General features: G+C 36.6%; 32 protein-coding genes. 10 read left to right on the forward strand and 22 right to left on the reverse strand.

The window, feature by feature from the left end; genetic code table 11:
- The 5 genes from NBH16_RS19825 to NBH16_RS19845 all read left to right on the forward strand — a co-directional run.
- Window positions 1-695 (forward strand): recombinase family protein (locus tag NBH16_RS19825; RefSeq protein ID WP_217728005.1); only part of this gene is annotated, 695 nt, incomplete at its 5' end.
- A 136-nt stretch (window positions 696-831) separates the two neighbouring features.
- Window positions 832-1,581: a type IV toxin-antitoxin system AbiEi family antitoxin domain-containing protein gene (locus tag NBH16_RS19830; protein WP_005783186.1), complete on the forward strand. Its 750-nt coding sequence runs from the start codon at window positions 832-834 to the stop codon at window positions 1,579-1,581.
- The gene (locus NBH16_RS19835) at window positions 1,571-2,788 is read left to right on the forward strand and encodes a nucleotidyl transferase AbiEii/AbiGii toxin family protein (protein WP_240058874.1); all 1,218 of its coding nucleotides are present in this window, start codon (window positions 1,571-1,573) and stop codon (window positions 2,786-2,788) included. The genes NBH16_RS19830 and NBH16_RS19835 overlap by 11 nt, the downstream gene beginning before the upstream one ends.
- Window positions 2,789-2,792: 4 nt before the next feature.
- Window positions 2,793-4,070, forward strand: a complete 1,278-nt coding sequence (locus NBH16_RS19840) for a toprim domain-containing protein (RefSeq protein ID WP_151853278.1) — start codon at window positions 2,793-2,795, stop codon at window positions 4,068-4,070.
- A 675-nt stretch (window positions 4,071-4,745) separates the two neighbouring features.
- Window positions 4,746-5,051, forward strand: a complete 306-nt coding sequence (locus NBH16_RS19845) for a hypothetical protein (RefSeq protein WP_005783170.1) — start codon at window positions 4,746-4,748, stop codon at window positions 5,049-5,051.
- Window positions 5,052-5,133: 82 nt separating this feature from the next.
- Here the strand turns inward: NBH16_RS19845 and NBH16_RS19850 are convergent, their stop codons facing one another.
- The 3 genes from NBH16_RS19850 to NBH16_RS19860 form a co-directional block, all read right to left on the reverse strand.
- Window positions 5,134-5,565, reverse strand: a complete 432-nt coding sequence (locus NBH16_RS19850; RefSeq protein ID WP_224205128.1) for a hypothetical protein — start codon at window positions 5,563-5,565, stop codon at window positions 5,134-5,136.
- Between the two features lie 356 nt (window positions 5,566-5,921).
- Window positions 5,922-6,158, reverse strand: coding sequence for a winged helix-turn-helix domain-containing protein (locus tag NBH16_RS19855; protein ID WP_005783165.1), 237 nt, complete (start codon window positions 6,156-6,158; stop codon window positions 5,922-5,924).
- A 122-nt stretch (window positions 6,159-6,280) separates the two neighbouring features.
- A complete protein-coding gene (locus tag NBH16_RS19860; RefSeq protein WP_113748958.1) occupies window positions 6,281-6,481 on the reverse strand; it encodes a winged helix-turn-helix domain-containing protein in 201 nt (66 codons plus the stop codon).
- A gap of 110 nt (window positions 6,482-6,591) precedes the next feature.
- On the opposite strand from NBH16_RS19860, the gene NBH16_RS19865 reads away from it, so the two are divergent.
- Window positions 6,592-7,344: a nitroreductase family protein gene (locus NBH16_RS19865; protein ID WP_225883635.1), complete on the forward strand. Its 753-nt coding sequence runs from the start codon at window positions 6,592-6,594 to the stop codon at window positions 7,342-7,344.
- A gap of 104 nt (window positions 7,345-7,448) precedes the next feature.
- On the opposite strand, the gene erm is transcribed toward NBH16_RS19865, so the two are convergent.
- The 7 genes from erm to NBH16_RS19900 all read right to left on the reverse strand — a co-directional run bounded on the left by erm (window position 7,449) and on the right by NBH16_RS19900 (window position 13,444).
- Complete coding sequence (erm, locus tag NBH16_RS19870; protein WP_010539471.1) at window positions 7,449-8,249, reverse strand: 23S ribosomal RNA methyltransferase Erm; 801 nt, start codon at window positions 8,247-8,249, stop codon at window positions 7,449-7,451.
- 19 nt (window positions 8,250-8,268) lie between these two features.
- Entirely contained in the window at window positions 8,269-9,249 is a 981-nt protein-coding gene (locus NBH16_RS19875) for an IS30 family transposase (protein ID WP_004343809.1), read from the reverse strand.
- A 979-nt stretch (window positions 9,250-10,228) separates the two neighbouring features.
- Window positions 10,229-11,200: a hypothetical protein gene (locus tag NBH16_RS19880; RefSeq protein ID WP_151853441.1), complete on the reverse strand. Its 972-nt coding sequence runs from the start codon at window positions 11,198-11,200 to the stop codon at window positions 10,229-10,231.
- A gap of 9 nt (window positions 11,201-11,209) precedes the next feature.
- Window positions 11,210-11,434, reverse strand: coding sequence for a hypothetical protein (locus NBH16_RS19885; RefSeq protein WP_151853440.1), 225 nt, complete (start codon window positions 11,432-11,434; stop codon window positions 11,210-11,212).
- Window positions 11,435-11,461: 27 nt separating this feature from the next.
- Window positions 11,462-11,701 carry a hypothetical protein gene (locus NBH16_RS19890; protein WP_158533125.1) on the reverse strand — a complete coding sequence of 80 codons (240 nt, stop codon included), beginning with the start codon at window positions 11,699-11,701 and terminating at the stop codon, window positions 11,462-11,464.
- 19 nt (window positions 11,702-11,720) lie between these two features.
- Entirely contained in the window at window positions 11,721-13,139 is a 1,419-nt protein-coding gene (locus tag NBH16_RS19895) for a relaxase/mobilization nuclease domain-containing protein (protein ID WP_250788993.1), read from the reverse strand.
- On the reverse strand, window positions 13,136-13,444 hold the full coding sequence (locus tag NBH16_RS19900; protein WP_005783145.1) for a plasmid mobilization protein: 309 nt from the start codon (window positions 13,442-13,444) through the stop codon (window positions 13,136-13,138). The genes NBH16_RS19895 and NBH16_RS19900 overlap by 4 nt, the downstream gene beginning before the upstream one ends.
- 502 nt (window positions 13,445-13,946) lie before the next feature.
- Between NBH16_RS19900 and NBH16_RS19905 the strand changes: the two genes are divergently transcribed.
- From NBH16_RS19905 to NBH16_RS19915, 3 genes are all read left to right on the forward strand, one after another.
- Window positions 13,947-14,642 (forward strand): ParA family protein, encoded by a 696-nt coding sequence (locus NBH16_RS19905; protein WP_005783141.1) that lies wholly within the window; start codon window positions 13,947-13,949, stop codon window positions 14,640-14,642.
- 4 nt (window positions 14,643-14,646) lie between these two features.
- On the forward strand, window positions 14,647-15,138 hold the full coding sequence (locus tag NBH16_RS19910; RefSeq protein ID WP_151853436.1) for a hypothetical protein: 492 nt from the start codon (window positions 14,647-14,649) through the stop codon (window positions 15,136-15,138).
- A 93-nt stretch (window positions 15,139-15,231) separates the two neighbouring features.
- Entirely contained in the window at window positions 15,232-15,444 is a 213-nt protein-coding gene (locus NBH16_RS19915; RefSeq protein ID WP_151853435.1) for a hypothetical protein, read from the forward strand.
- A gap of 38 nt (window positions 15,445-15,482) precedes the next feature.
- Here the strand turns inward: NBH16_RS19915 and NBH16_RS19920 are convergent, their stop codons facing one another.
- From NBH16_RS19920 to NBH16_RS19945, 6 genes are all read right to left on the reverse strand, one after another.
- Window positions 15,483-16,070, reverse strand: coding sequence for a recombinase family protein (locus NBH16_RS19920; RefSeq protein ID WP_005783137.1), 588 nt, complete (start codon window positions 16,068-16,070; stop codon window positions 15,483-15,485).
- A 56-nt stretch (window positions 16,071-16,126) separates the two neighbouring features.
- Window positions 16,127-16,363, reverse strand: a complete 237-nt coding sequence (locus tag NBH16_RS19925) for a hypothetical protein (protein WP_151853434.1) — start codon at window positions 16,361-16,363, stop codon at window positions 16,127-16,129.
- A 28-nt stretch (window positions 16,364-16,391) separates the two neighbouring features.
- Entirely contained in the window at window positions 16,392-16,595 is a 204-nt protein-coding gene (locus NBH16_RS19930) for a hypothetical protein (RefSeq protein ID WP_151853433.1), read from the reverse strand.
- A gap of 651 nt (window positions 16,596-17,246) precedes the next feature.
- Window positions 17,247-18,440, reverse strand: coding sequence for a hypothetical protein (locus NBH16_RS19935; protein ID WP_151853432.1), 1,194 nt, complete (start codon window positions 18,438-18,440; stop codon window positions 17,247-17,249).
- Between the two features lie 9 nt (window positions 18,441-18,449).
- Complete coding sequence (locus NBH16_RS19940; RefSeq protein ID WP_005783129.1) at window positions 18,450-18,752, reverse strand: type II toxin-antitoxin system RelE family toxin; 303 nt, start codon at window positions 18,750-18,752, stop codon at window positions 18,450-18,452.
- Entirely contained in the window at window positions 18,749-19,015 is a 267-nt protein-coding gene (locus tag NBH16_RS19945) for a hypothetical protein (RefSeq protein ID WP_065421929.1), read from the reverse strand. Before NBH16_RS19945 ends, NBH16_RS19940 begins: the two co-directional genes overlap by 4 nt.
- A 168-nt stretch (window positions 19,016-19,183) precedes the next feature.
- Between NBH16_RS19945 and NBH16_RS19950 the strand changes: the two genes are divergently transcribed.
- Entirely contained in the window at window positions 19,184-19,390 is a 207-nt protein-coding gene (locus tag NBH16_RS19950) for a hypothetical protein (protein ID WP_005783125.1), read from the forward strand.
- Window positions 19,391-19,495: 105 nt separating this feature from the next.
- Here NBH16_RS19950 and NBH16_RS19955 read toward each other — a convergent pair whose 3' ends face one another.
- The 6 genes from NBH16_RS19955 to NBH16_RS19975 all read right to left on the reverse strand — a co-directional run bounded on the left by NBH16_RS19955 (window position 19,496) and on the right by NBH16_RS19975 (window position 23,406).
- Window positions 19,496-19,987 (reverse strand): PH domain-containing protein, encoded by a 492-nt coding sequence (locus NBH16_RS19955; protein WP_005783190.1) that lies wholly within the window; start codon window positions 19,985-19,987, stop codon window positions 19,496-19,498.
- A gap of 3 nt (window positions 19,988-19,990) precedes the next feature.
- Window positions 19,991-20,431 (reverse strand): beta-barrel fold lipoprotein, encoded by a 441-nt coding sequence (locus NBH16_RS19960; protein ID WP_250788994.1) that lies wholly within the window; start codon window positions 20,429-20,431, stop codon window positions 19,991-19,993.
- Window positions 20,432-20,495: 64 nt separating this feature from the next.
- Entirely contained in the window at window positions 20,496-20,630 is a 135-nt protein-coding gene (locus tag NBH16_RS23330) for a hypothetical protein (protein ID WP_284705642.1), read from the reverse strand.
- Window positions 20,631-20,637: 7 nt separating this feature from the next.
- On the reverse strand, window positions 20,638-21,117 hold the full coding sequence (locus NBH16_RS19965) for a hypothetical protein (RefSeq protein ID WP_151853288.1): 480 nt from the start codon (window positions 21,115-21,117) through the stop codon (window positions 20,638-20,640).
- A 37-nt stretch (window positions 21,118-21,154) separates the two neighbouring features.
- A complete protein-coding gene (locus NBH16_RS19970; RefSeq protein ID WP_151853287.1) occupies window positions 21,155-23,110 on the reverse strand; it encodes a type IV secretory system conjugative DNA transfer family protein in 1,956 nt (651 codons plus the stop codon).
- A complete protein-coding gene (locus NBH16_RS19975) occupies window positions 23,110-23,406 on the reverse strand; it encodes a single stranded DNA-binding domain-containing protein (RefSeq protein ID WP_005783197.1) in 297 nt (98 codons plus the stop codon). The genes NBH16_RS19970 and NBH16_RS19975 overlap by 1 nt, the downstream gene beginning before the upstream one ends.
- Window positions 23,407-23,409 lie beyond the last annotated feature (3 nt).

A 23,409-nucleotide genomic window follows, 5' to 3' on the forward strand; every position in this document is an offset into this window, starting at 1 on the left:
TTCAGTTTAAAAAAAGGTTCGTTTTAATAAATTTAAAAATCACCTTCTCTATATTTTTCAAAGGCTATGTACGTGCTACTTTTGCCGTAAAAATTATGAAATATGGTTATGCACGTGTATCAACTCCGGATCAATGCTTAAACCTCCAACTGGACGCATTACGTTTATACGGAGTGGATCACATCTGTGAAGAAAAAATATCTGGAAAGAATAAAAATAAGCCTGTTTTAGATGCTTTAATTGCAAAATTAAAAACAGGAGATCAGCTTATCGTATGGAAACTAGACCGATTAGGAAGAAGAACCTGCGAACTTATAAAACTTCAAGAAGCTCTTGAAAAGAAAAATATTGCTCTAATTAGTCTAACAGAGCAATTAAATACATCAACACCAATCGGAAAGTTTGCGTTTCATCTTTTATGCTGTATTGCAGAAATGGAGCGAAATATAATTTCCGAGCGTACAATAGCCGGTTTGACTTCAGCAAAGGCAAAAGGACGAATAGGAGGACGCAAGCCCGGTCTAACAGATCAAGCTAAAAGGAAAGCTAAACTAGCGGCTATAGAATACACCAAGTATCTACAAAATGAAATAGGCACGATAGATGATGTTTGCCGGATAGTAGGAGTTTCCAGAGCTACCCTATACAAGTATCTAAGGATAGAAGGGATTAACATACAGGGCAGAAAAAGATAAGAGGATATTTTTCCGAAAGTATATTCTTAATTATCTGTCTACTAACTGATAATATCAAGTTTAAATATAAAAAAAGTACTTAGAAATTTGCTCAATACTATCAAATGTGATATCTTTGAAATAAATTCTAAGGAAAATGAGTAATATAATATCTAAATATAAAGAAACAGGCATGATAAGCATAGATCAACCAGTAGGATATAACACCATGAAATCCCGTCTTTACAACTGGAAAAAGCGAGGTTTGTTATCACATATTCGCCGGGGAGTATATTTGCCGGCTAACATACAGAACAAGTATCAGATAGCTTGCAATTCCGTTGATAACGGTTGCCTAGCTTATCATTCTGCATTAGAGTTCTATATGTTACAGACACAGGAATTTAACTGGCTTTATGTGCACAGTTCTACTCCCTTCCGGTCTTTTGAGTACCTGAACCAGCGTTATGTATATAAGCCTTTGCAGTTTATATACAAACCTTTGGTTACAAAAAAAGATACTGGCTATCCTATCACGGTTACATCGATCAGCCAAACCATAATTGACTGCTTAAACAATATAGGCTTAGCCGGTGGCATTGAAGAACTGTTATTTGCCTTAATAGAGGTTGATCCAGATTCCGTAATAGAAGAAGATATGTTAGAATGCCTGAAACTATACCAAAAGAAAAGCCTGTATCAACGTACAGGATTCATCCTGTCCCAGCTTCAGGAACAACTAAACCTATCGGATATGTTCTTCGATGTATGTAAAAAGAAGATGGGAAATACAACAAGTTACCTTACAAATCCTTCCCGTTGTGATACCTATTTCAAGGAATGGAATGTATGTGCGCCTAAAGATGTAATGAAAGAAATAGAGAAAGGAGTATATTATGAGTTTTGATTATACACAAGAAGAAATCACTAGACTAGCAAAAGAAAATAATTTTACGGTTGCTGGAATAGAGAAAGTTATGCGATTATCCAATATCCTCAATGACCTTAACAATCAGCCGGAGTTTAGCGGTAAATTGTTACTGAAGGGGGGGACGGCTATAAACCTGCTTGTTTTCGATCTTCCCCGGCTTTCTGTCGATCTGGATCTTGATTTCTCTAAAAACGTATCTAAAGAGGATATGTTAGCGGAAAGAGAACAAATCAACAAGGCTTTAGATAGCTATTTCCAGCAGAACGGGTATAGGAAGACTGAAAGAAGTAATTTTACCCTAGATTCTCTCTCTTTGCACTATAATACGGTGACAGGAAGCGGAGATAAGATAAAACTAGATATAAACTATCATAATCGATCCCATATATTCAAACCAGAAGTTAAATCTATTGAGTTTCCCTTCATCAGAGAGAACAAGACTTCATTTGTAGTAAACTACGTCAATCCTATCGAATTGTTTGCAGGAAAGATAAAGGCGTTCTATGAAAGATGTAAGCCCAGAGATATATATGACCTCTTCTCCCTTGCATCCTCTGATATATTGACGAGCAAAGAAGAAAGGGATCTTTTAAGGAAATCCATTGTTTTTTACTCTTCTCTTGGCAATCCGGAGAATAAGGACATGTTAAAGGCTGATCCAAAACAAAGCATAGAGAATGTGACCTTTACGGAGATAAGGCAGCAGCTACTTCCGATGATGCATACCAACAGCGGAAAATATCCCATGCAGGAGATCAACGATAAGGTGGCTGATTTCGTATCTTCGCTAATGAAATTAGAGCCTTCAGAGGAACTGTACCTGTCAAACTTCTACGCTGGGAAATATAAGCCGGATCTTTTGTTTTCTGATAAGGAGATCCTGAATAACATACAGGATCATCCTATCATCATAAGAACACAGCAACAAATAACCGATTCTATTTTTTCAGATTCAATAAAAAAAAATGATTTTGCCCGGATCGCCGGGCTGAAGGATGAAGGGTATATCCCTTCCCCTAAAATAATAGACGAGCTGAAAGGATCCGCACCGGCTCCAACGATGATAGCAGTCCAGAAGATCTTCGGTCTACCCTCTGACGCTCCCGAATTAAGCAACATCAAACTAGCCCAAAGCGATAATGTAGGGCTAGGTAAAGATAAAAGTAATGACCTAAAAATCTGACGTTATGAAAGTAGACTTTGACAAACTGAAAAGGGATGTTTCCCTTCCGGAGTTTTTTCTCTATTTAGGCTGGAAGTTTGTTTCCGGATCTTCCAACTCGTCCCCTAAGATGAGCAACGGATCCGATACCGTTATTATCAAGAAGAATAGTAAGGATTACTATACCTATTGGGACGTTCACGGAGAAGCACGAGGAAAGACTATCATAGATCTAATGCAGAAGCATATCTACGAACAGACCGGGAGAATGCCTAGCCTGCGAGAAGCCGGGGAAGCCGTTCAGAACTATGTAAACAATAAGGAAGTCGTATTATCTCAAGATAGCCGGTTTGGAGTTAGCAACGCAAAACTAGATCCTAATCAGCTGGCGTTCCTGAACAGCCAACTGAAACCCTATCAAGGGGATTTCTTGCAAAAGAGAGGAATTACTCAAGATACACTATCTTCACCGGTATTTTCTGGGGTATTCACCTCTAGGGAACACCGGAAAGATGGAAAAGTCTATAATAATACCTGTACCAGACTTATTAACCAAAACGGCTTTCAGGGTATTTCCCAAAGGGGGATAAGACCCGAAGACGGTAAGAGCTTCAAAGGCATATCAGGCAACAAATACGATAGTATCGTAGTGTCTAAGCATGACAAGACAAGACCAATAGAGCATATATATATCAGTGAAAGCATGATCGATGCTGCGTCCCATTATCAAATAAAGCTTCTGAATACCGAAAAGAACATCTTATATATCAGCACTGAAGGGAACATCACACAGGGACAAATGGGCGTTATAAAGCTGCTCCTGTCAAGGCAAAATATTAATAATATAACCGATCAGGTTACTTATATATTTGACAATGATAGCAACGGCTATAAATATGCGCTGAAGCTAGATACATTCTTAAAAGGTCAAGAGTTACCCAATATTGAAGGTCTGCCGGTTGAAGAACTGAAGGATAAAGTTCTTCAACTGCCTAACGTGGAGTTATCGGTAAACAGTGATTGGAACGATGATCTACAAGCATCCATATCAAAAGGCAAGGAATGTGAGTTCCAAGATGCCATAAAAAAAAACGATTTTACCCGGATCGCCGGGCTGAAGGATGAAGGGTATATCCCTTCCCCTAAAATAATAGACGAGCTGAAAGGATCCGCATCGGCTCCAACGATAATAGCAGTCCAGAAGATCTTCGGTCTACCCTCTGACGCTCCCGGATTAAGCAACATCAAACTAGCCCAAAGCGATAGCAAAGAACTAGGATTAAACACAGAAAAAAGTATCTAAACACAGATTTTTTCCGAAAGTATAATAACGGGATCAAACAACCGGCTACCGGAGTACCCATGCAGGAATATATCTTTCCAGCTGGTAAGTGCTTGCACCTATCAGCCGGAAAGGTTTATTCCGGGTACTCCTTTTCCGACTGTTCGGATCAGTGAAAGTCATTCGGTTTACCGGATGGCTCACCGAACCGATCAATCGGAAAATAGCCTACCTTATTCGGGTGGGTGGGCATTATGCGTTAAGGATTGAAGCGTTTACCATGTAGAAGCGGAAAGCCTGACCGAAGGGAACGCCTAAAACATAAATATCATTTTGCTACTCTCCTACTCCATTTTATAGCTGGATCTGTCCTTATGCTCAACTGTGGCAATATCATTTTGTAATAACCGGCTAGCTGTTTTTATGGTGTAACGCTCCGATATTGCTTTCTTTTTGATAGATATGCAAATGCAAGAAGCCCCCCGGCGAAAACCCCGCCGGAGGCAATTATAGAAAGTCTGTGTATCATTTCCACAAAATGTGGAAATGATACACAGATAACAGTTCTTCAATAAATATATGTGTTTTTTGTATGCTTTTGATTATCAGGTATATATGGCTTGTTTATTTGTTTGGCACAATGTTTGTTCTTTGTCTTTCAGAAACCATATGTTAAATATTTAAATAGATTGGATTATGAAAAAGGTATTATTTGCAGTAGCACTTGTTATGGGATTGGGTAGTTCAGTGGCATTCGCCGGCAACATGGTATCGGATGTTGAGATTGTGGTAATGGTGAACGATTATAAGCCAATCGAGGTAAAGGATCTGCCGCAGGCGGTTCAGGACACGATCAAGAAGGATTTCGCAGACCTGACAATCAAGGAAGCCGCAGTTGAGGAAAGCGAGGAAGGCACAAAGACCTACAAGGTGACATTTACCGATGCAGAAGGCACGGACAGCGAAGTGTTCTTCAACGAGAAGGGCGAAGTCCTGAAATAAAGCAAATGAACAGCAAAAAGAGAATTCAATTAAACTGTGTCAGCAAAATTAATATTTTATTGCTTTGCTGACACAGTTTGTTTTACAGCCCCTCCGGTTCCGGTGACTTGTAAGGCTTGAAAGCAACCCGAACCTCCTTATGCTCATCGATGACGAAAGTCTGCTCCGGCTCCACAGAACGAATAATGACGCCATTGACTTTCCAATACATGATTGTCCATGATTTGGAATGGGTAGCACGAAAATGCACCGTTGTGCCTTTCGCTATTTCAGCCGGAGAGATCAATTCTCCTATCTTTTCCGCAGCCGTATTTTCCAACTCCGGTTTAGCCGAAAGCTGACCTTCACCCTGATCCACACCAAATGCCAGCACTACTTTTTCCACTGCGGGAGGAAGAGGAGGATCTTCATCATTGTCACAAGAAACCGCAAATAGCGTAAGCCCATACAACAAAACAACGACAAAAGAGAGATAACCGATCTGTCTCATTAAGCCGATTTCTTTTTTTTCCATAGCAGTTTTCATAAGCTTATTTTTTGTTTACGACCGCATAAAGATAACAATTTGTTGGCTAAAAGGGTTTATTAAATATAGTGTTTATCACTTAATGATTTAAGGTTAATATCCTGTAGGTTGCAGGGAGAACAAACGGGAACAGCCGTTCCCGCCCCTTTCGGATTGTATGCCAGCACCCCTAAAAAATGCCTTGTCAAAGACAAGTAGTAACACGCCTGTGTTACGTTTTCGACTTTTCAGCCGTCCGACCGCCACCCCGTCCGATTTGACTTGCCTTTGAGGTTATATATGCAAATGCAGGAAGCCCCCAGCGAAAACCCCGCCGGGGGCTTTTACAATTCAAAGGGAGGTGTTTAGAAATAGACGTTCAACATAAGGTATAGTAATGCGTTCTTATCCTTAGTGTCGTGGTGTTCAAGCTCGAATTGAATCTTGTCCTCACGAGCGAGCCAGCCTATCGCACTGGCGACTTCCAGATCATTGAACCCTGTCAATTCCTTTACTTCCTGCAAATTCCATTTCCGGTGTACGTCTGTGCTTAATAAGCGCCAGAGTTTCCCTGCGTTCTCTCTGATGATGTGCTTATCCATACCTGTATTTTTTATAAGTTTATAAATGGTTTCAAATGGATAATGAAAAGCACTTTTACATCAATAGTGTTACGCACTGCAAACATTCCAGCGTTTATCGTTTATCCTTTTGATACGTTGTATCACTCTTTCCTGATATACAGCAAACCGTTTCGCCGTTCGATGTATATCTTATTCTCACGTGCGAGCCATCCGGCGGCGAGTGCGGTTTCATCAGCCGCAAAATTTAGCCTTCTCGCAAGCTCGGCAATGGTTATAAGTCCGGTTTCGCCTAATTTTTCTAAGATGATCCCGGCTTTAAATCCTATATTTGCTTTTTCCATGATAAAGTTTATATTTTAATGAATAAAATTTAAAGGAGACAAAAATGCCACAAATTCTTATAGACAGAAAAACATGTTCTAAATGCAATACTTGCGCAACTGTATGTGTAATGGGAATCATTGATAAATCGACAGCCTTAAATTATCCAACCATACCTGAAGAAAAATTGGATTATTGTTTAAAATGTGGTCATTGTGAGTCTTTTTGTGCACAGAAGGCTCTTACCTTAGATTTCCTTCTTGACGAAAAAATTAATACGTCTTTTTTGGATAGTCAGATTGAACCACAGAATATAGCATTGTATATAAAAAGTCGACGTTCTGTGAGACATTATTCTTCAAAGACAGTTAATAAAGAGTTAATTGCTAAAGTTATTGATATAGCCCGTTATGCTCCATCTGGAGGGAATGGACAACCAGTAAAATGGATTGTTATTCATAAACCATCAGAGGTAAATCGTGTTGCAAGTTTAACCGTTGATTGGATGCGAACTATTCAAAACACATCACATCCTCTAGCAGATTATGTACCTGCAATAATTTCAACTTGGGATAGTGGTTTGGATTTGATTTGCCATAATGCTCCCCATTTACTTTTTGCACATGTTCCTATTGAGCCAATTGATGACCCTACCGAAGCAATTATTGCTTTGACTCATTTTGATATTGCTGCGCCCGCTTTTGGTATCGGTACATGTTGGGCTGGATTCGTAAAGTTGGCTATAGACAATTATAAACCATTAAAGGATTTGTTATCAATACCAGAAGAACGTAAAGCGGCTTGTCCAATGCTATTTGGATATTCAAGTTATAAAATAACTTCTATTCCGAGACGCAATCCTGTGGATATTACATGGAAGTAAAATAGAAGTTACTTAATGACTAAAATGGTGTATTAAACAGTTAATCTTGATTCAGTAAAAAAAATAATTTTGTTTTACTGAATCAGACTCTAATCAACTAACAATTAAGAGGGATGGTTTTTTTCAGGAACTCTCTCCAACATTTCCAAAAAACAACATTCCCATTGTTTTGCAGCCAAACTAACAATTTGACAATTAAGATTTATTCCATATTTATCAGCAATAACTCTGACTTGACTTTTTCTGAATATTGTCTTTAATACAGTTCTGGCTGGCAAATCGGGTTTTTGCAACAAGAAAGTGAGAAAATTCAGATATTTTCTTTTCAATTCATAACTTATTGACATTTTTTTTCTTTCAATCTTTAAAAGTGCTGACTTGACTTTTGGTGGTGGCAAAAAACTCTCATGAGATATTTCATACATAAGTTTTAAATCAAAAAAAGTATGATAAAACACAATATATGGATTGAAAACTTTTTTTGAAAATAACTTTTGGACAGGTTCAAGTTGCATTATCAATGAACCACCCATAAAATGCTCAACACTATCAAACATCAAGGATTTTAAAATTTCAGAAGTTATTCTGAAAGGGATATTAGACACAACTTTAAAATTTCTTTTTGGTATGGTGTAACATCTAAAATCACAATCAATAATTTTGACATTCGTGTTGTTAGAAAACTTGTTTTTTAGAATGGACAATAGCGATTTATCATTCTCTATTGCAATTAGATTTGTGCATTGACGAACTAAATGAACAGTCAAAAATCCTTTTCCGGCACCAATATCTATAACAGTGTCGGATTCATTTATTTTCGCAATTTTAATTGCATCATCTATCAGCACTTTATCTATAGTAAAATGCTGTCCCGTGTATCTTACGGGCAGTTTATTTTTTATCATTACTTATTTCTTGCTGAATTCAAGTTCCAAATGCAACGGAATTCATATTAATAATTTGTTTAAATTTTTCGTTTGGTGTGAGGTATCCAAGTCTTTTACGAGGTCTATTATTTAGATTGTTTTCAATCCATTTAATACGCTTGTTGGTTACTTCACTAAAGTCCGTACCCTTTGGGATATACTGCCTGATAAGACCGTTAGTATTTTCATTGGCACCACGCTCCCAAGAGTGGTATGGCTTACAAAAATAGAAATTAATATCTAATTTTTGTGCTATATCCTCGTGTTTTGCAAATTCTTTTCCATTATCAGCCGTTATTGTGTGTATTAAGTTTTTTACTTTTCGTAATGCCCATACTGTAATCTTTGCTACAGGGATGGCTTCTTTCCCTGATAGCTTACGTATCCATACTCTGCTTGTTGCTCTATCATTAATGGTTAGAATAGCACCTTTGTGATTCTTTCCAATAATTGTATCTATCTCTAAATCACCAAATCTTTCTTTTTGCTCTACAATTGAAGGTCGCTGATCAATCTCCACTCTATTCGGAATAAATCCTCTACCTGCGTTTTTAGAACCACGCTTTGAATATTTGCGTCCTTGCCTTCTAAGAGATTTATGAAGATCCCCACCTTGTCGTTTATCTTGCCATATCCAACAATATATAGTTTCGTGAGATACCATAGCTATATTTTCTACTTGGCTTCTGCCCACTATCTGCTCTGGGCTCAAGTCCTTTCGTAGAAGCTTTTTTACACGCTTCTTCATAGCTTGTGTAAATACCTCCTTTCGCTTCTTTTCAACCTTACGTTTATCTGCCTTTCTTTGGGCAAGATCAGGGTTGTATTTTCCACTACGACTATCGCAATTGCGTTTTATTTCTCTATAAATATTACTCCTATCAACTCCAATAGCTTCAGCTATATCTTTTTTACTCATCGGAACTTGCAACATCTTAGAAATTGCATACCTTTGCTTTTCGGTTATATGTTTACTCATCTACAACTTTTATTTCTTTGGACGGACAATAAAAACAAAGATAGTAACATTTATCCATTCAGCAGAGAACAGAGGGAATTGTCTCTCTTTTCTCTCTGAAAAAAATATTACTTATGCAGCTATTAATCCTTTTCTTTAAAAGTTGCATTTATAACTTGAACTCAAGATGGTTCAAAAATATGTATATATTTTATTATTCAAAGCGTGTAGAAATACAAATTAGAATTTACCCCCCCCCGTTAATAGATTTTAACAATATAAATATTACGTTCTATTCATTCCATTTTGCGGATGAAAAGAACTTTACAATTCTATCTTATAGGGGGTTAATTTAGTAATACCTTACTGAAAAACAACGATCTGAAACATTCCCTGTCACCGTTAAACAGGCACAAATATCTCCCCTTTACATCCTCAAAGAGGATATAATACAGGCAGGAATTAACCCCGAATCTATTTGTTCTGATGATCTTTGCATGGCTTAATCTTTGGCGTACTTGTTTTTCCGTCAGCCCTTCGATGTATATCAACCCTTTCATGTTTCCCATTTGTCCGGGCGTGATCTTGAGCGAGCTTAGTAGTTCGTTTAGGTCAAACAGCTTAGGAGTGTTTGACAAGCAGTTTAGGGACTGTTTTCGCTGTGTCTTTTCCATTGTCATAAGGATTTCGCTTGTGCCCTACACCAAGCCAATAAACATAAAAAAAGCGGAAGGGCATTCGCCTATCCGCAAGCGAGAGAGTCCAAGCCCTATACACACAAACAGGAGATACCCCCCGCATATCACGGGGAGCATTTATCTGTTTCTCTGTGTATAATGCAATTTTTGGACTTTTCGCTTGCACAGAAATCAGCTAAACGCTTTTTTTCTTCAATATGTAAAAACACGGTCGGTTTACGACTGCACAAAAATAACAATTTCCCTATAAAAATGTTTCCTATTTAGAATAATTTTTTCTTGTTTATCAGATAAACAACAAGCTACATTTCTATATACTCAATATTTTCCAAACCATATAACGGGATGATATTCCGAAAGAACACATCTATTGCTAGGGGATGGTTTTGAAAAGCAAGAAAAGATTTCCCGGCTACGGATTCCAGCCGGTAAATGGTCAGTTCATCTTCTTCCCCAAACTGTTTCCTTAACTTATCATTGATCGTTTTCTGCATCTTAGACATAAGTTTAACCACCGTAACAGGATTCCAACGATCCATTTCTACAGTCACCTGCTTACTGTCGGAAAAAATAGAAATGCTTTTCTCAATTCCTTTAGAAGCTATATAGTAAGAAAAGAACAAAAGAGCTTCCATGCCGTTTTTGCCTACGTACAGATTGATCCTAGCGTTTCTCTCCTGCGCTTTCTTGCAGACATGCGCACAAAGGATAGGATTAGAAGAAGGCAGAAGATAAGAAGTATTCTGCTGCTCTGTCTGTCCTTCTAATATACTAAAGATAACAGGATTCCAGCACACGTTTACGACATCAGAAGTTACATCTTCATATATCGCTGCACAGCAAATATCATTGTCAAACACGAGCTGATACTCTTTACTTTCCGGGTTGAACTGGTAAAAGTTCCGGATCTTATGCGCACTCTTCAGTTCAAAAAGGAAATAGCCCTCGTTATTTGAAACCTTTCTCACCTTCCGGATCTCCGTTTTTCCTTCAGTAATATCAAAGAGATAAGCTATCAGATCCTCTTTGCTACATACGTGATCAAAACTAAACTCCTTCAATTCCTCGCTTTCCGATTGCACCTGTACTTTCGCTTGGATGGATACAGATAATTGATAAGCGCTAAGATCTTTGAAATCGAACAACTCCAAACAGGATATCTTGTTTCGTTCCGGTGAATAAATTATATACTCCCGGTCATTAATATAATACCGGTACATGAAATCACCGGTTTCTAACGGTTGATATGGATTTAAAACTTCGCTGTAGTTCATAATTAACTTTTATTGAATTAAAATCGTTCTATCAAATCTCTGTTCATCAATCAATTCAGGAACACCCGAAGTTAAATCCCAAAGCCGGTATTCCTCAAACATTCGAGTTTCCGGATTCATCTTTAGTGTCAATCTTCCAATCTTTATAGCTGTTTCCTTTTTTGGAAAAAACACATCAGTACCTCGAATAGTAAGTCCCCATCGGGTAATGGCTTTTGTTTTTGGCTCAAACATATTGGCTCCTTTCTGATTTGTTATACGTTAATCTTCATCTTCAGGCATTAATTGTCCTGCTTCATAATAATACCGAGAACATATATCTGATACTTCATTAGATAAATAGTCCTGTATTTCCGAAATTTTATCCAACAGCTTATCACGAGTATCTATCTCTTCCGGATCAATACTGAACCCAGAATACTCCTCAAACGATTTTATCAATTCGCTTACGTTTTTGAAGCGATTTGCTTCCATACTAATTTGCTTCTTTTTTTTGCGCATTTTCTATTCAATTTTGTTATTAATATGATAATCCTTTATTTCGCTTTTTCTTTTTCTTGTTGTCCGGAAGATCTTCATCACCTTTCCGGTGCTTCCCTGATCCGTTATCTAAAGCCATTGACATGGCAACCGGGTACATATAGATAAGATCCTTCTCCCACTCGTGCGGATTACTCGCATAACACACGATAACCGGATCGATGGGCGTTGCTCTCTCCTGCTCTTTTCCCTGTTCCGGATTCTGCTCTTTTTGGAAGAAGTCTTGTATGTTCTGATAGGTTAATCTCCTTGATACATCAGAGCTTTTAAAGATTTCCGGAGTATCGACATTTGTAAGGGCAAAGGATATGCCGTATATCCCTTTACCGTTGACGTGTTCGATCAGGTTTATATTATGCTCCGCTAGCCGGTCTTTAAAATCTTCATAGCTGGATGAACCATTAAGAACTGCAAAGATCTGGTTATACAGATAATGCTTTTGCTCGTCTGCGGTCATTTGTTTTCCGGCGAACAAAAGTTTCCCAAACCGGTACGATTCCGGAAGGGCTGTATCTTTCAGATAAAAGCCCCTATCAGGAATGCCATATACATAATGAGATTTCCCCTTGTCCGATACCAGACGCATATAATACCCTTCTTTTTCCAATCGATCCCGGAACTCTTTCACGTTGCCGCATTCCTGACGCAAACGATCCATGACGGAAAGTAACTCGTCCTTGAGTAATGGATTAAAGAACTTTCCTTTTGATAACATATCTAACATATTTTCGTATGTATCTTCCCCCAATATGATTTTCCATTCCGCATTAGTATAAGCCTTAGTCATATCAGGATTAATCGTTTTAAAGGTTTCCGACTGCCCTAGAAGATCCTTCACCCGTTCTTTTGCATTATGGCTGCGCAAAGCCTTGTGCAAAGCTGTGTCAAAGAAATATTGCCGGTACTGGGATTCTCCCAACGTCTTGTTCCGGAAAGACTTTCCTTTCTCCATAACTTCAAGCCCATGTTTAAGCTCTAGCTCTCGCATGATCTTTCCGGAACGTCCCTTGCTGTAACTATCAGAGATCCACAAGCCGTTTAAGTCTATCGTAGTGGCAAGTATATGTACATGCCGGTGGTCCTTATCATCGTTCTTTATGATGGTGTAGCAAGAATCACCGTACCCCATTCTTTCCAAATATTCTTTCGCTACTTCAGAAAACTTTTCGTCCGGAAGATCCTCCCCTATCGGGCTGCTAAGAATAAATTCTATATATGGTGATTTCACACGATCATTCAGACCAGCAACAAGGGACATATTACGATACATATTAATAAGAGAATCACCAGAAGAATTATATAATTCCCTAGCTACACCGCTTTCAATCTTCTTTAACTGATAATCGATTTTGCGGTTTAATGCTTCTCCTACAAACGGGTTTTGTATCTCCGCTATCATATTAGTTTATCTGTTATTTGCTTCAACTCTTTAATGTACATCTCTATACTTTCCAATGAAAGACGAATATTTTCATCAACAGGCAAAGAGTTAACATGCTTTGCAAGTTGATTCAAATTAGTACCTATTTTTTTCAGTTCAAAGACGGTTTGAATATCCGCTTTTGAAGTTATCCTTTCCCCTAAAACAGATTTTCTTAAATACATAGAAAGTGTTACACCTTCAGCTTTAGCTCGTCTGAAAACCTGTTCCTTTTCTTCTTCAGAAAGACGTGCCCGAATAACTTTAGTTCTATTCTCTTTCATTCTATATTCCTATTCTCTATTCTAATGTATGTGAGTGAAACGAACATCACTCGTCAGCTCGGCTGTCGCAAGGTGGATTTTGTAGCTACAAAACCACACCTTGCATATACAAAGATAGATAAAAATTATAAAGCACCAAAACTTTAAGATCTATACTTTCGGAAAAATCAACCCAAAGAACTGATTTCCTAATTAACCAAGTAACCAGATAACTTAACAAAAGGAAGAACTGAAAGCATGGCAACAAAAAAACAACTAGTTAACTAGTTTATTAGAAAACTAATTAACCTATAAACTGGTTAACTAATTAATAAATAAATTAAATAACTTATTAACTAGATAACTAATTCATTAATTGTATAATTAACCATTTAATTAACTAATTAGTTTATTAATTAGTTATAAAATAAGATTATTAGTTAATTATTTATTAAACAAGCTGATTAATTTGTTAGTTAGATTATTAATTTATATATTGCGGAAAATTTAAACTCGTAACGTTATGGGAAAAATATTACCGGGTATATTCGTAGCATTCGAGAACCCAAAAGGTGGAACAGGTAAATCAACATTAACAGCCTTGTTCGCAGGATATGTACATGAGAGCCACGAGCAGACAGGTTTAACCATTGGCGTTGTCGATATAGACGATGCGCAAAATACAATGGGGGAGTTAAGAGCTTTCGATGAAGCACAACAGGAAGAGGATATAAAAGACGAGTATGAAGTAATGAGTATATCTTCATCAGACTTCATTAACAGCATAGAATTTCTCAAAGAAAGTTTCGATATAATAGTGGTTGACTTTCCGGGAAACTTGAAACAGGCAGGAGTAGTAGAAACCCTAATGATGATGGATGTGGTCATTATACCTTTTGCTCCTTCAAAAATCGAAGTATTGCACACTGTAAAGTTCTACAATTACTACAAGGAAAATATCTTATCTAAACGAGAAAGTCTAGGTTACAAAACAATAGTAAAAGGATTGCCTAACAAGGTAACACCTAATTTGCTTGAATATAAAGAGCTTATAGCAAACAAAGACAATTTACCTTTCGAGCTACTGAACAATCATATCAAGGAAAGCAAAGTTAATTACCAAAGAAACCTTTCTACGATAATAAACAACTATAATCACACCTGTGATGATTTCGGAGAAGAAATGATACAATTATTAATTAATTACGTTAAAAAATGAAATTATGGCTGAAGAAAAGAAAAATACAGGAAAACCTAAAACATCAATGTTCGCATTGGTACAGGCTGGTAAAGAAGAAGCTAAGAAAGTTCAAAGTATAAAATCTGTTTCATCACAACAGACTTCAGAAGAGAAAATTCCGGAAGTACAACCAGAAGCCAGCACCACAGAACCAGCTAAAGTTGTTGCTCCAGTACAAGAAGAAGAAGAAATCATTCAGGAAAATGAGAATATGACAGAAGAACCTTCAGAATTTCCCGAATCATCTTTTCCTAAAGGTCTTTCTTTGCTTTTCGCTAAAAGAGAGATAATAGACACGGAAACGATAAAGATACCTAGAGAGTTCCATCAAGAACTTAAAATACTATCTACAATGTCAAAAGTTCCAATGATGCAAATGCTAGGAAATCTGCTTGAAGCATTTTTGGAAGAAAATAAGAAAGAAATAGCAAGCTATAAACGCAAATTCATAAACGGTACTTTAGGAAAAAAATAGCCATAAGGAAAGGTTGTTTTACCTTTCCTTATCATCTTAATTAGTAAATCATTGGCAATAGAAGACATGTAAATAATCAACTAAAAAATATATATGGGAATAATAAAAGTGCAATGCTCTTGCGGTATGCTATGGTTAAGTGAAACACTTGGCGGTTATGATACCATTTGCGACCATGACGGAAAGATTTGCGGTGCGGTCAACTACCAAGATGAACAGTTCCAAATCATTCAGCCGGAAGAATGCAAGAAGCACAAAAGGGACACAATGAAAGATTTGCAACAAGTTAAAATGGAAATAGGGTAGGGGATTTCCTACCTTACTTTCCATTAAGAGATAACCGGTTACTGGTTTTGTTTTGGTTCAACCCCAACAGAACGCAAATATTTATACAAAGTTCTCGTGGAGATATTGAGAATTGAAGCGATCTCTTTTGCTGAATAGAAGGGATCTTTTGACAGATACATTTTCTTTGCTTGCTCGGCTTTCTTTTTCGCTAAATCATTTAAGCCGGGCTTTCTTCCTCCTGTTCTTCCCTCACGTTTTGCGACTTCCCAACCTGCAACCGTTCTTTCTGTACGTAAAACCTGATCGATTTCTGCCAACATTGAAAATATCGGGATCAAAAGTTTCCCGGAAGGAGTGGACGTATCGATATTATGCGTTACATCGACAAGATGCGCTCCCTTATTCATTATTAGATCTACATTCGTCCGGATTTCCTTCATGGATCTGCCTAAACGATCCAACGACCAGACATATAAGATATCCCCAGTTCTAAGATCTTCTAATGCCCGGATTAATTCAGGACGTTCTTTAAACGCTGATTTTTTTTCTTGATAAATTTTCTCACAACCAGCCTTTTCTAATGCTTCCAATTGCAAAGCTGGATTCTGATCCGGAGTCGATACACGTGCATATCCTATCTTCATTATAATACGAGGATTTTAATTCTTCATTAAACATTTATTGAGGATTTCATTTTATACTAATTTACATTATTTAGCCAATCTAGAGCCTCCTGCAACGTATAGGCATATTCCGCATGATAAATATATGAAACTTCATCACCTTGCCTATATTCACGGTCATTGTCTGTTTCTCCTAGAATGTACTCCATGTTTGGAGTTCCTAATCGATGCACACCTATACAATAGGTCTGATTTTCCACTCGCTGGCTTTTTTTAGTTGCTAAAAGAAATATCCTTTCTGTATCAATTGCCATATTATTACTCCTTTCTTATTATTTGAAATTATCGCAAATGGCTTATATTTAACCACCATCCATCAGCTTCTAGTACATTTTCCCTACTATTATTATCCTGTATAACTATATGATCATCATATAATCCATATGTATCACTACAGTCTGCACAAGTGAAGCCTATGGAAACATTGTACTTCATAAACAACTGAAGTAAATCTTTCTTCAAATCTTTAATATCATCATCAGTCATATCTATTATGCTTTTATCATTTTACTTTTTGTAAAGGTAGTAAAACAATTTAGTAAAACAATAAAGTAAAACGTGTTTTTTCTTGATACATGCCAAAAAAAACATTTTACTTAACGTATACCAAAAGTAAAATAGCTGTTGTTTCTCTTTCTCACCTCTGATTAAATGAGATTGGAGAATTATTACTTTCCTCAAAATATGACAATTTGTCATGCCCGATAGTATTTTTCCGAAAGTATGATGGTATAAACTGAAGGAAAAATATCATTTTTCCGGTCATTTCTTCTGTCCCCCTTTGGGGGATTATAGGGGGTTTAGGTTTTTAGGTTATATTAAGAAATATGGTGTAGCCTTTTACACAGCTGGAAAAAATCACTTTTCATTAATTAGCTAAAAATCAACACTTTATTTTTTTGCGATATCTTTAATATGGTGTAGTATTTTACACAGCTAAATTCAAAAGTGTAGTGTTTTACACAGCTAAATTTTCAAAAGTGTAGCATTCTACACAGCTGGAAACCTAAAAGTGTAGTGTTTTACACAGCTGGAAACCCAAAAGTGTAGCATTCTACACAGCTGGAAACCTAAAAGTGTAGTGTTTTACACAGCTGGAAATGTTAACAGAATTGAAAAGTGTAGTGTTTTACACAGCTAGATAATCTTTTCCGGTTCAGGTGTCACAGTAGGTGGATTTTTAACTATAAATTCCTTTGGCTCACGTGTCACAGTCGGAGCATTACTAGTTAATCCAAACTCTTCAGGGGTTTTTCCAAATACCCGAAAGAAATTTTCCCTATATACTTCCTCTTTCAGTGCTTTGTTTTGTGGAGAATTAGCCCATGCCAAATAATCTTCATACAAGTTTCGATCAGATTTTATATCTTCAACTTTGTTAACCCGATCTCTGCCTACCGCACAATTAGGAAAAGCTAAACCGGCGTATCTCCATAACAGATCACTATAGAATCTTTGAGTAAACATAGCGGTATAGCGTTCATCAAAATAATCAAGCGTTTCTTGAGAAAATTCAAAATCTACCGTATATGCCCATTTATCATTAGCACCTTTAACGTACTTAAATTGAAAGTTGGTAAATCTCAAGTGTTCATTTATCCCCTTCAAAACTTTTGTTACATTTCTTTTCCTTTCCTTATTCTTTTCAAAATTGAGGTTGAACAACTTAGCCAACTGATCAACGGTTAATCTGTAACTAGGTGCATCTCCTGTTTTGATTTTATACTTAATAAGATATATCATTTTCGATAGTTCCAAATAGAAATATCGATATTTGGAAGGTAACTCTCTATAATCCTGACTTTCAATTAGATTATAGAGAGTATAAACAGAATCCTTTATCAGATTATTCAGAGTAGCACTATATAATCTTTTCGTCCCTTTCTTGGTTTTAAAATTTGTCCGGATTTCAAATTTGGTAAGGATCTGAATAAATATATATGAAGTGCCTTCGTTTGTAGAAACAGGATAAGACATATTTTCTAAGCCAAGTTTATAAAGGGCGGCTTCAAAAACGGTTTCTATGGGATGGCTTATTTCCTCCCCGTTTATATCCTTACAGATATAATGAGGTGAACGTTTTCCAAAAAGATCCTTCAGCTGTTCCTTAGATAGTCTTCTTTGAAGATTTGTCCGATTATAACCCATTTTATTACAAAAATCCTCTATTGAGAACCATGATTCACCAAATAGATCTCTAATATGATTCCCACAAAGGTAAATTATAATATCTAGCATTACACTACCGCCAGAATCATATAAGCGCTCAACTAGCCCAGAATTGTAACTTTCACTTAATAGGCGTGGAACCCGGCTTAATTCTTTTTCCATAATAAATTATCATTTATCCTTTTTCCGTAACTCTGATTGTACCTTTTTATCGTATGCTTCCCCTCTTGATACTAGATATTCAAATTTAACTGTATCATCTACAATCTTAACGTGGAAAATAAAGAATGCTCTATAATCTCCTATACGAATCCGATATACTGATTTATAAGCAATAAGTTTCTTGCAATTAGTAATTTCATCAATACCATTAGCGTTCTTCACTTCCCGGATCATATCAAGGACAGAAGACAGAACTTTCCCTGATAATTTATCTACTGCCTTTAAAAATGGCTTTGAATATTCTACATTCATGATAAACCATATTTCTGTTCAAAGGCTTTTTGTTCGGCTTCACTAACCATGACGTGCCCTTCAGGTTGATTCTTGGAAAGAAACGTATAAGTTGTTATATCTTCTAAATCATTAGCAGCGGAGATCAATAAGCCTTCCATAAAGGCTTTAGCTGATTTCCCTTCCTTAGCAGCTTGTACGGATAGCACAGTTATAACGTCTTCCGGCAGATCCAACAGTTTCTTTCTCTTATCAATTTGGGTGTTTGAGATTGTTGTTCCCATAATCATTTATGTTTTAAATTAATAATCTATATCTTTGCATGAATTAATCGCCCAACAAAGATATATAACATATATAACATATACAATATATATAACATATATAAGTTATATAACGTTCGGTTTTTTTTGATATATTGAATTATATATACATTTTTTAACATAAAAGAAATGGATAAACTGACTTTGGAAGATTCTTTCCGCGAGCTTATTAAACAAAGAAAGTGGTATGTAAATTCCCTACGTTCGCCTATTCAGGCGAAATATGATAAAGCGACCTTTCAAAAAGGGGGCAAAGTTCCTGAAGAACGAATCCGGGACTATTTAGCTGCCGCTGGTTGGAAATGTGTTCAGCCTGAATTATGGGAGAAAACATAAAAATTACAATATTTAACTACAAAATTTTTGCTGTTTTAAATATTTATTTGAATTTTGCATTCAATATAACGAACCTTTTTTTAAACTGAAGTTTTCTTTCCTTTTTCAAGATCTATTTGCTACTTCAAAAATTCCGCTTTCTTTCCTTGCAATTTTGACTCTATCACGCAAAGTATCTATAATAGGAATATTCCGATCAATCCCATACATATATAAAATAGGATCGGAAGCATCACCTGATATAACTTTCACTGTCTTGTTGCCAAATACTAATTGCAAGAAATTTTGTTTTTCTGAATAATCAATCACTCTATATAATTCTAAATGTTCCTCTCGTCTTGAGATTATACCATGCCTGAAAATCAGTTCATCCTTAGTAATAATCCACTTTGTAGCAAACAGCGTGTCTATATATGTGTAACACAACATAATCCAAACGACTAAAAACAGCACCATTAACGCATAGTGTACAGGCATTTCTAAATCCCAATAAATAGCAGAGAACGGGAGTAAAGATGCGACAACAATTATCACAAAATACTTTGAAACCCAATAACCTAGTTTGGGCTTCAATGTTATAGCCGTTTGGTTATCCATAATCTAGTTCTTTATATTAGTATATTGTATAGACTTTGTATTATTCTCTGAATCCGGAACGGAAACTGTATTTTGATAGACCTCTTTTCCATCCTGATACACTGTCATTTTCAATATAGCACCGGATTTACTTTTGCTAAGAATAATCCCTTGAGCAGAAATAACCTTCACTTCTTTAGAGGTTATATAAACTTTCCGTCCGCTAAAATACTCTGTTACAGAACTTTGTTTTAGGTCTGTGTTACTTGTTTCATCTATAATTGATACGTTATCCGGATTAATAATAATAGCTTCAGCTGTGTAATCATCCCCTGAAGCCTCTAATACTACCTTATATACAGCAGATGTATTATTAAAAACAGGATCATCATCCGATCCACCACAAGAAACTAATACTAGAGTAGCACATAACGCAAACAAATGTAGCTTAAATTTTTTCATCATCTTTATATATTTTAAATTCAGATCCATGTGTATGTAAAGTAAACAAACCCTTATATTTTTCTTTCTAGAAATTTTCTCTGCTATCAAAATCATAGCTATTGCCGTTGCCATCAATAAGCTCAAATTGATCTGTTTCTACAATAAACAAATCGCTCGTTTCTGATAACTTGCTAAAATCTTTAAAGAACTGAACCTTCATATTTTTCTTATTTAGTCGCAGCTTTCATCCTTCCCCAGCACGTTTTCATATCGGGAGCGAGTAAAAACTCGCCAACTCTCTCCTGCCTAGCCTTTAAACTAGGTGGAACAATTGCATACTTGCATTTCAATAGTTTGGCTAATACCTCCGTACTATCCCTATCCTTATACTCCATTTTCTTTTTCTCTATCCATTTTAAATTATCTTTAGCCTTGGTGTAATCAGAGAAAAGCGGTTTTACCAAAGCACGAGGATTCTCCGCTCTTTCTATCATCTGTACCTGTTGAGCAGCTTTACTATCCAAATACAATAAGCTATCGGAAACTGTAACATCTTTTTCGTCAAGCAACTCTATCAATTCAAACTTAAGATCAGTCCAAGTACCGTTTTCATCGGTTTGAAGCCAATCCGCTATTGCCTTTTCATATTCGGTTGATCCACACGAAGATAAGGCAAACAATAAAACTATCAATATCCTACTTTTCATATATTAATTTTTTTATGTTTTCACAAAAATACCTCTTTTATTCCTTCCATGCCTTATGATTATGATCTTTCGGCATGTTTTTTTCCTTATTTTTATTGTCCGTTTCTGTCTTATTCTTTACATCTTCCAAGATCGCATTTACTTTTGAAATGATTGAAAGATAATGTTGACTAACTATTTCTTCCATTATATCATACTCTAATTCTTCTTTGCCATCTCCCAAATTTACAGGTTTGGAAAAAGCCGGAATATCCTTATCTATAAACTTACACATATTAAATTGTGTATTAAAATAAGGTGGTTTTCCGCCAGCGACCTTTCCGATGAAGTGACCAACACTTTGTCCGGCAACTTCACGAGCCTTTACTACTTTCTCCTTTTGCAGAGATTCGGTCATGCTTCCAGTACCGGATTCTTGATGTGAGAACGATTCCTGTGCTTCTTTCGTTTCTCCCAAAAGATTTTCTAGATCCTTTGCTGTCTTTTCGTTACCGGTCATTCCATAGGCTTGGCTACCACAAGAAGATCGCAGGATATTTGCACTTTTCTCTCCATAATCCCGGATTGCTTGATTAAAGTCCTGTACGGCTAAGATTGTAGCTACATTGTGTTTACGTGCTGTACCTATAAACACATCTATACCTTGCAAATTTACCGTTGGAAATTCATCCACCATAAAAACGCTCTTTTGTTTGCCGGGATTATTCATTTGCGACATGACAACGCTAGCGATACAACTAACAGGAGGAGATACAGCTTCTTTAATTGAAGGAGCATTGCCAATACACAATAGTGTAGGATGATCCGGATTAGTTATATCTAGTGAATATTCTTCTTCCGGAAGTGGTGATAGAACCCAAAAGATGTATTTATTGTTAAGCAAAACAAGCGGAGTCTGTGCGGAAGATACCGCACCAGCGGTCTGCTGCTGTGCGCCTAAACGCCATGCGGTTAACATGGAAGACATGTTTAGCGCAATTTCCGCATCCTCAGAGAGCCATTTAAAGACCAGATCACTATCTGATAATGCAAAAGCGATTACATGGGGTAAAGTTCCTATTCCCTTTGCTCGTTCTTTGTAACATTTATAAGCAATTGAATATACATAGTTAATCGCATTGTTCGCCCAGAAATCAGTTTTTTCCTTCCATGAACTTTCAAGGTTTTTCATTAAGGTAGTAGCGATATTACGAATAAACAAGGATTCGCTTCCTTTAGGGACATATTTTTCCGAAAGTACATTAACACGAACCGTCCGGGACATGTCTACAAAATTTATGAAAGCAAAGGCTGGTGTAGGTACATTTTTTCTCTTAAAATATTCTATACTACCGTATGCGATCCGGGACAAAATAGGTGAACCCGGTTTAGTAGGATCTCCTTCCCAATCATATACAAATCCGGCATAGTTACGCTCTGCACATTGATAGATGATACCTTTAATCCAGCTTTCCGATTTTCCAGATCCCGGACCACCGTCAATATAAAGATTTTGCTGTGGCTTATGGATTCTAAGATCTCCTTCTACTGTTTCAAAATCAAAATAAAACTCTGATTCTTCATGTGATATACCAAAGATAGATTTATCAGATACCACATGCCGTTTAAGGTAAAAACCGGCTGTTTGGATAACTAGTATTGTAAATCCTATAAATACTATCGGAAAAACTAATAAATTGTACCATGATAGAACATTACTGAAGCCTAATATTAGGGCTATTGCTAAGACTAATGTAGTGGCAGTATATACATATTTCAAGGATTCATCTCTTCTCTTTTGTACAGGGAATAGGAAAGCCAACCCAGCTAATAATACTACATATAGGAATCGAAACATAATAGCTTTGCGTAAAAACTTTCCCAACTGCAATAATACAGCTGGGCTTGGTGAACAAAGATCATTCACCAAAACCCACTGAAAGATTATCACGCCCCCGATTATTACAGAAAGCAATATAAAGACAAATGATAATTCCTTCTTTGCTGGTTCCATTATTCTTTATTCTTGCTAGAGAGTAATTGAACCTTATCTACACTCATAGTTACTGAAGGGACTGTATCACCAGTATCACGCTTAAAGATACCGACAGTGATTTCCCCGTACACATGAACCATAGTTCCTGTTTTTAAAAACTCCGCAACCTTTGTTTCGTAATTTAAGAAACAACAGATCCACAACGTTTTTTCTTCGTTTCCTTCTTTATATTTAGTGGAAACATTGAATGAATAACCTTTCTGTGTTTTCTTGGCATCTGATCCAAGATAACCCGTAACATGACCTATAAACATACG

This window comes from Parabacteroides sp. Y3-G-102 (assembly GCF_023656845.1).
Lineage (GTDB): Bacteria > Bacteroidota > Bacteroidia > Bacteroidales > Tannerellaceae > Parabacteroides > Parabacteroides distasonis.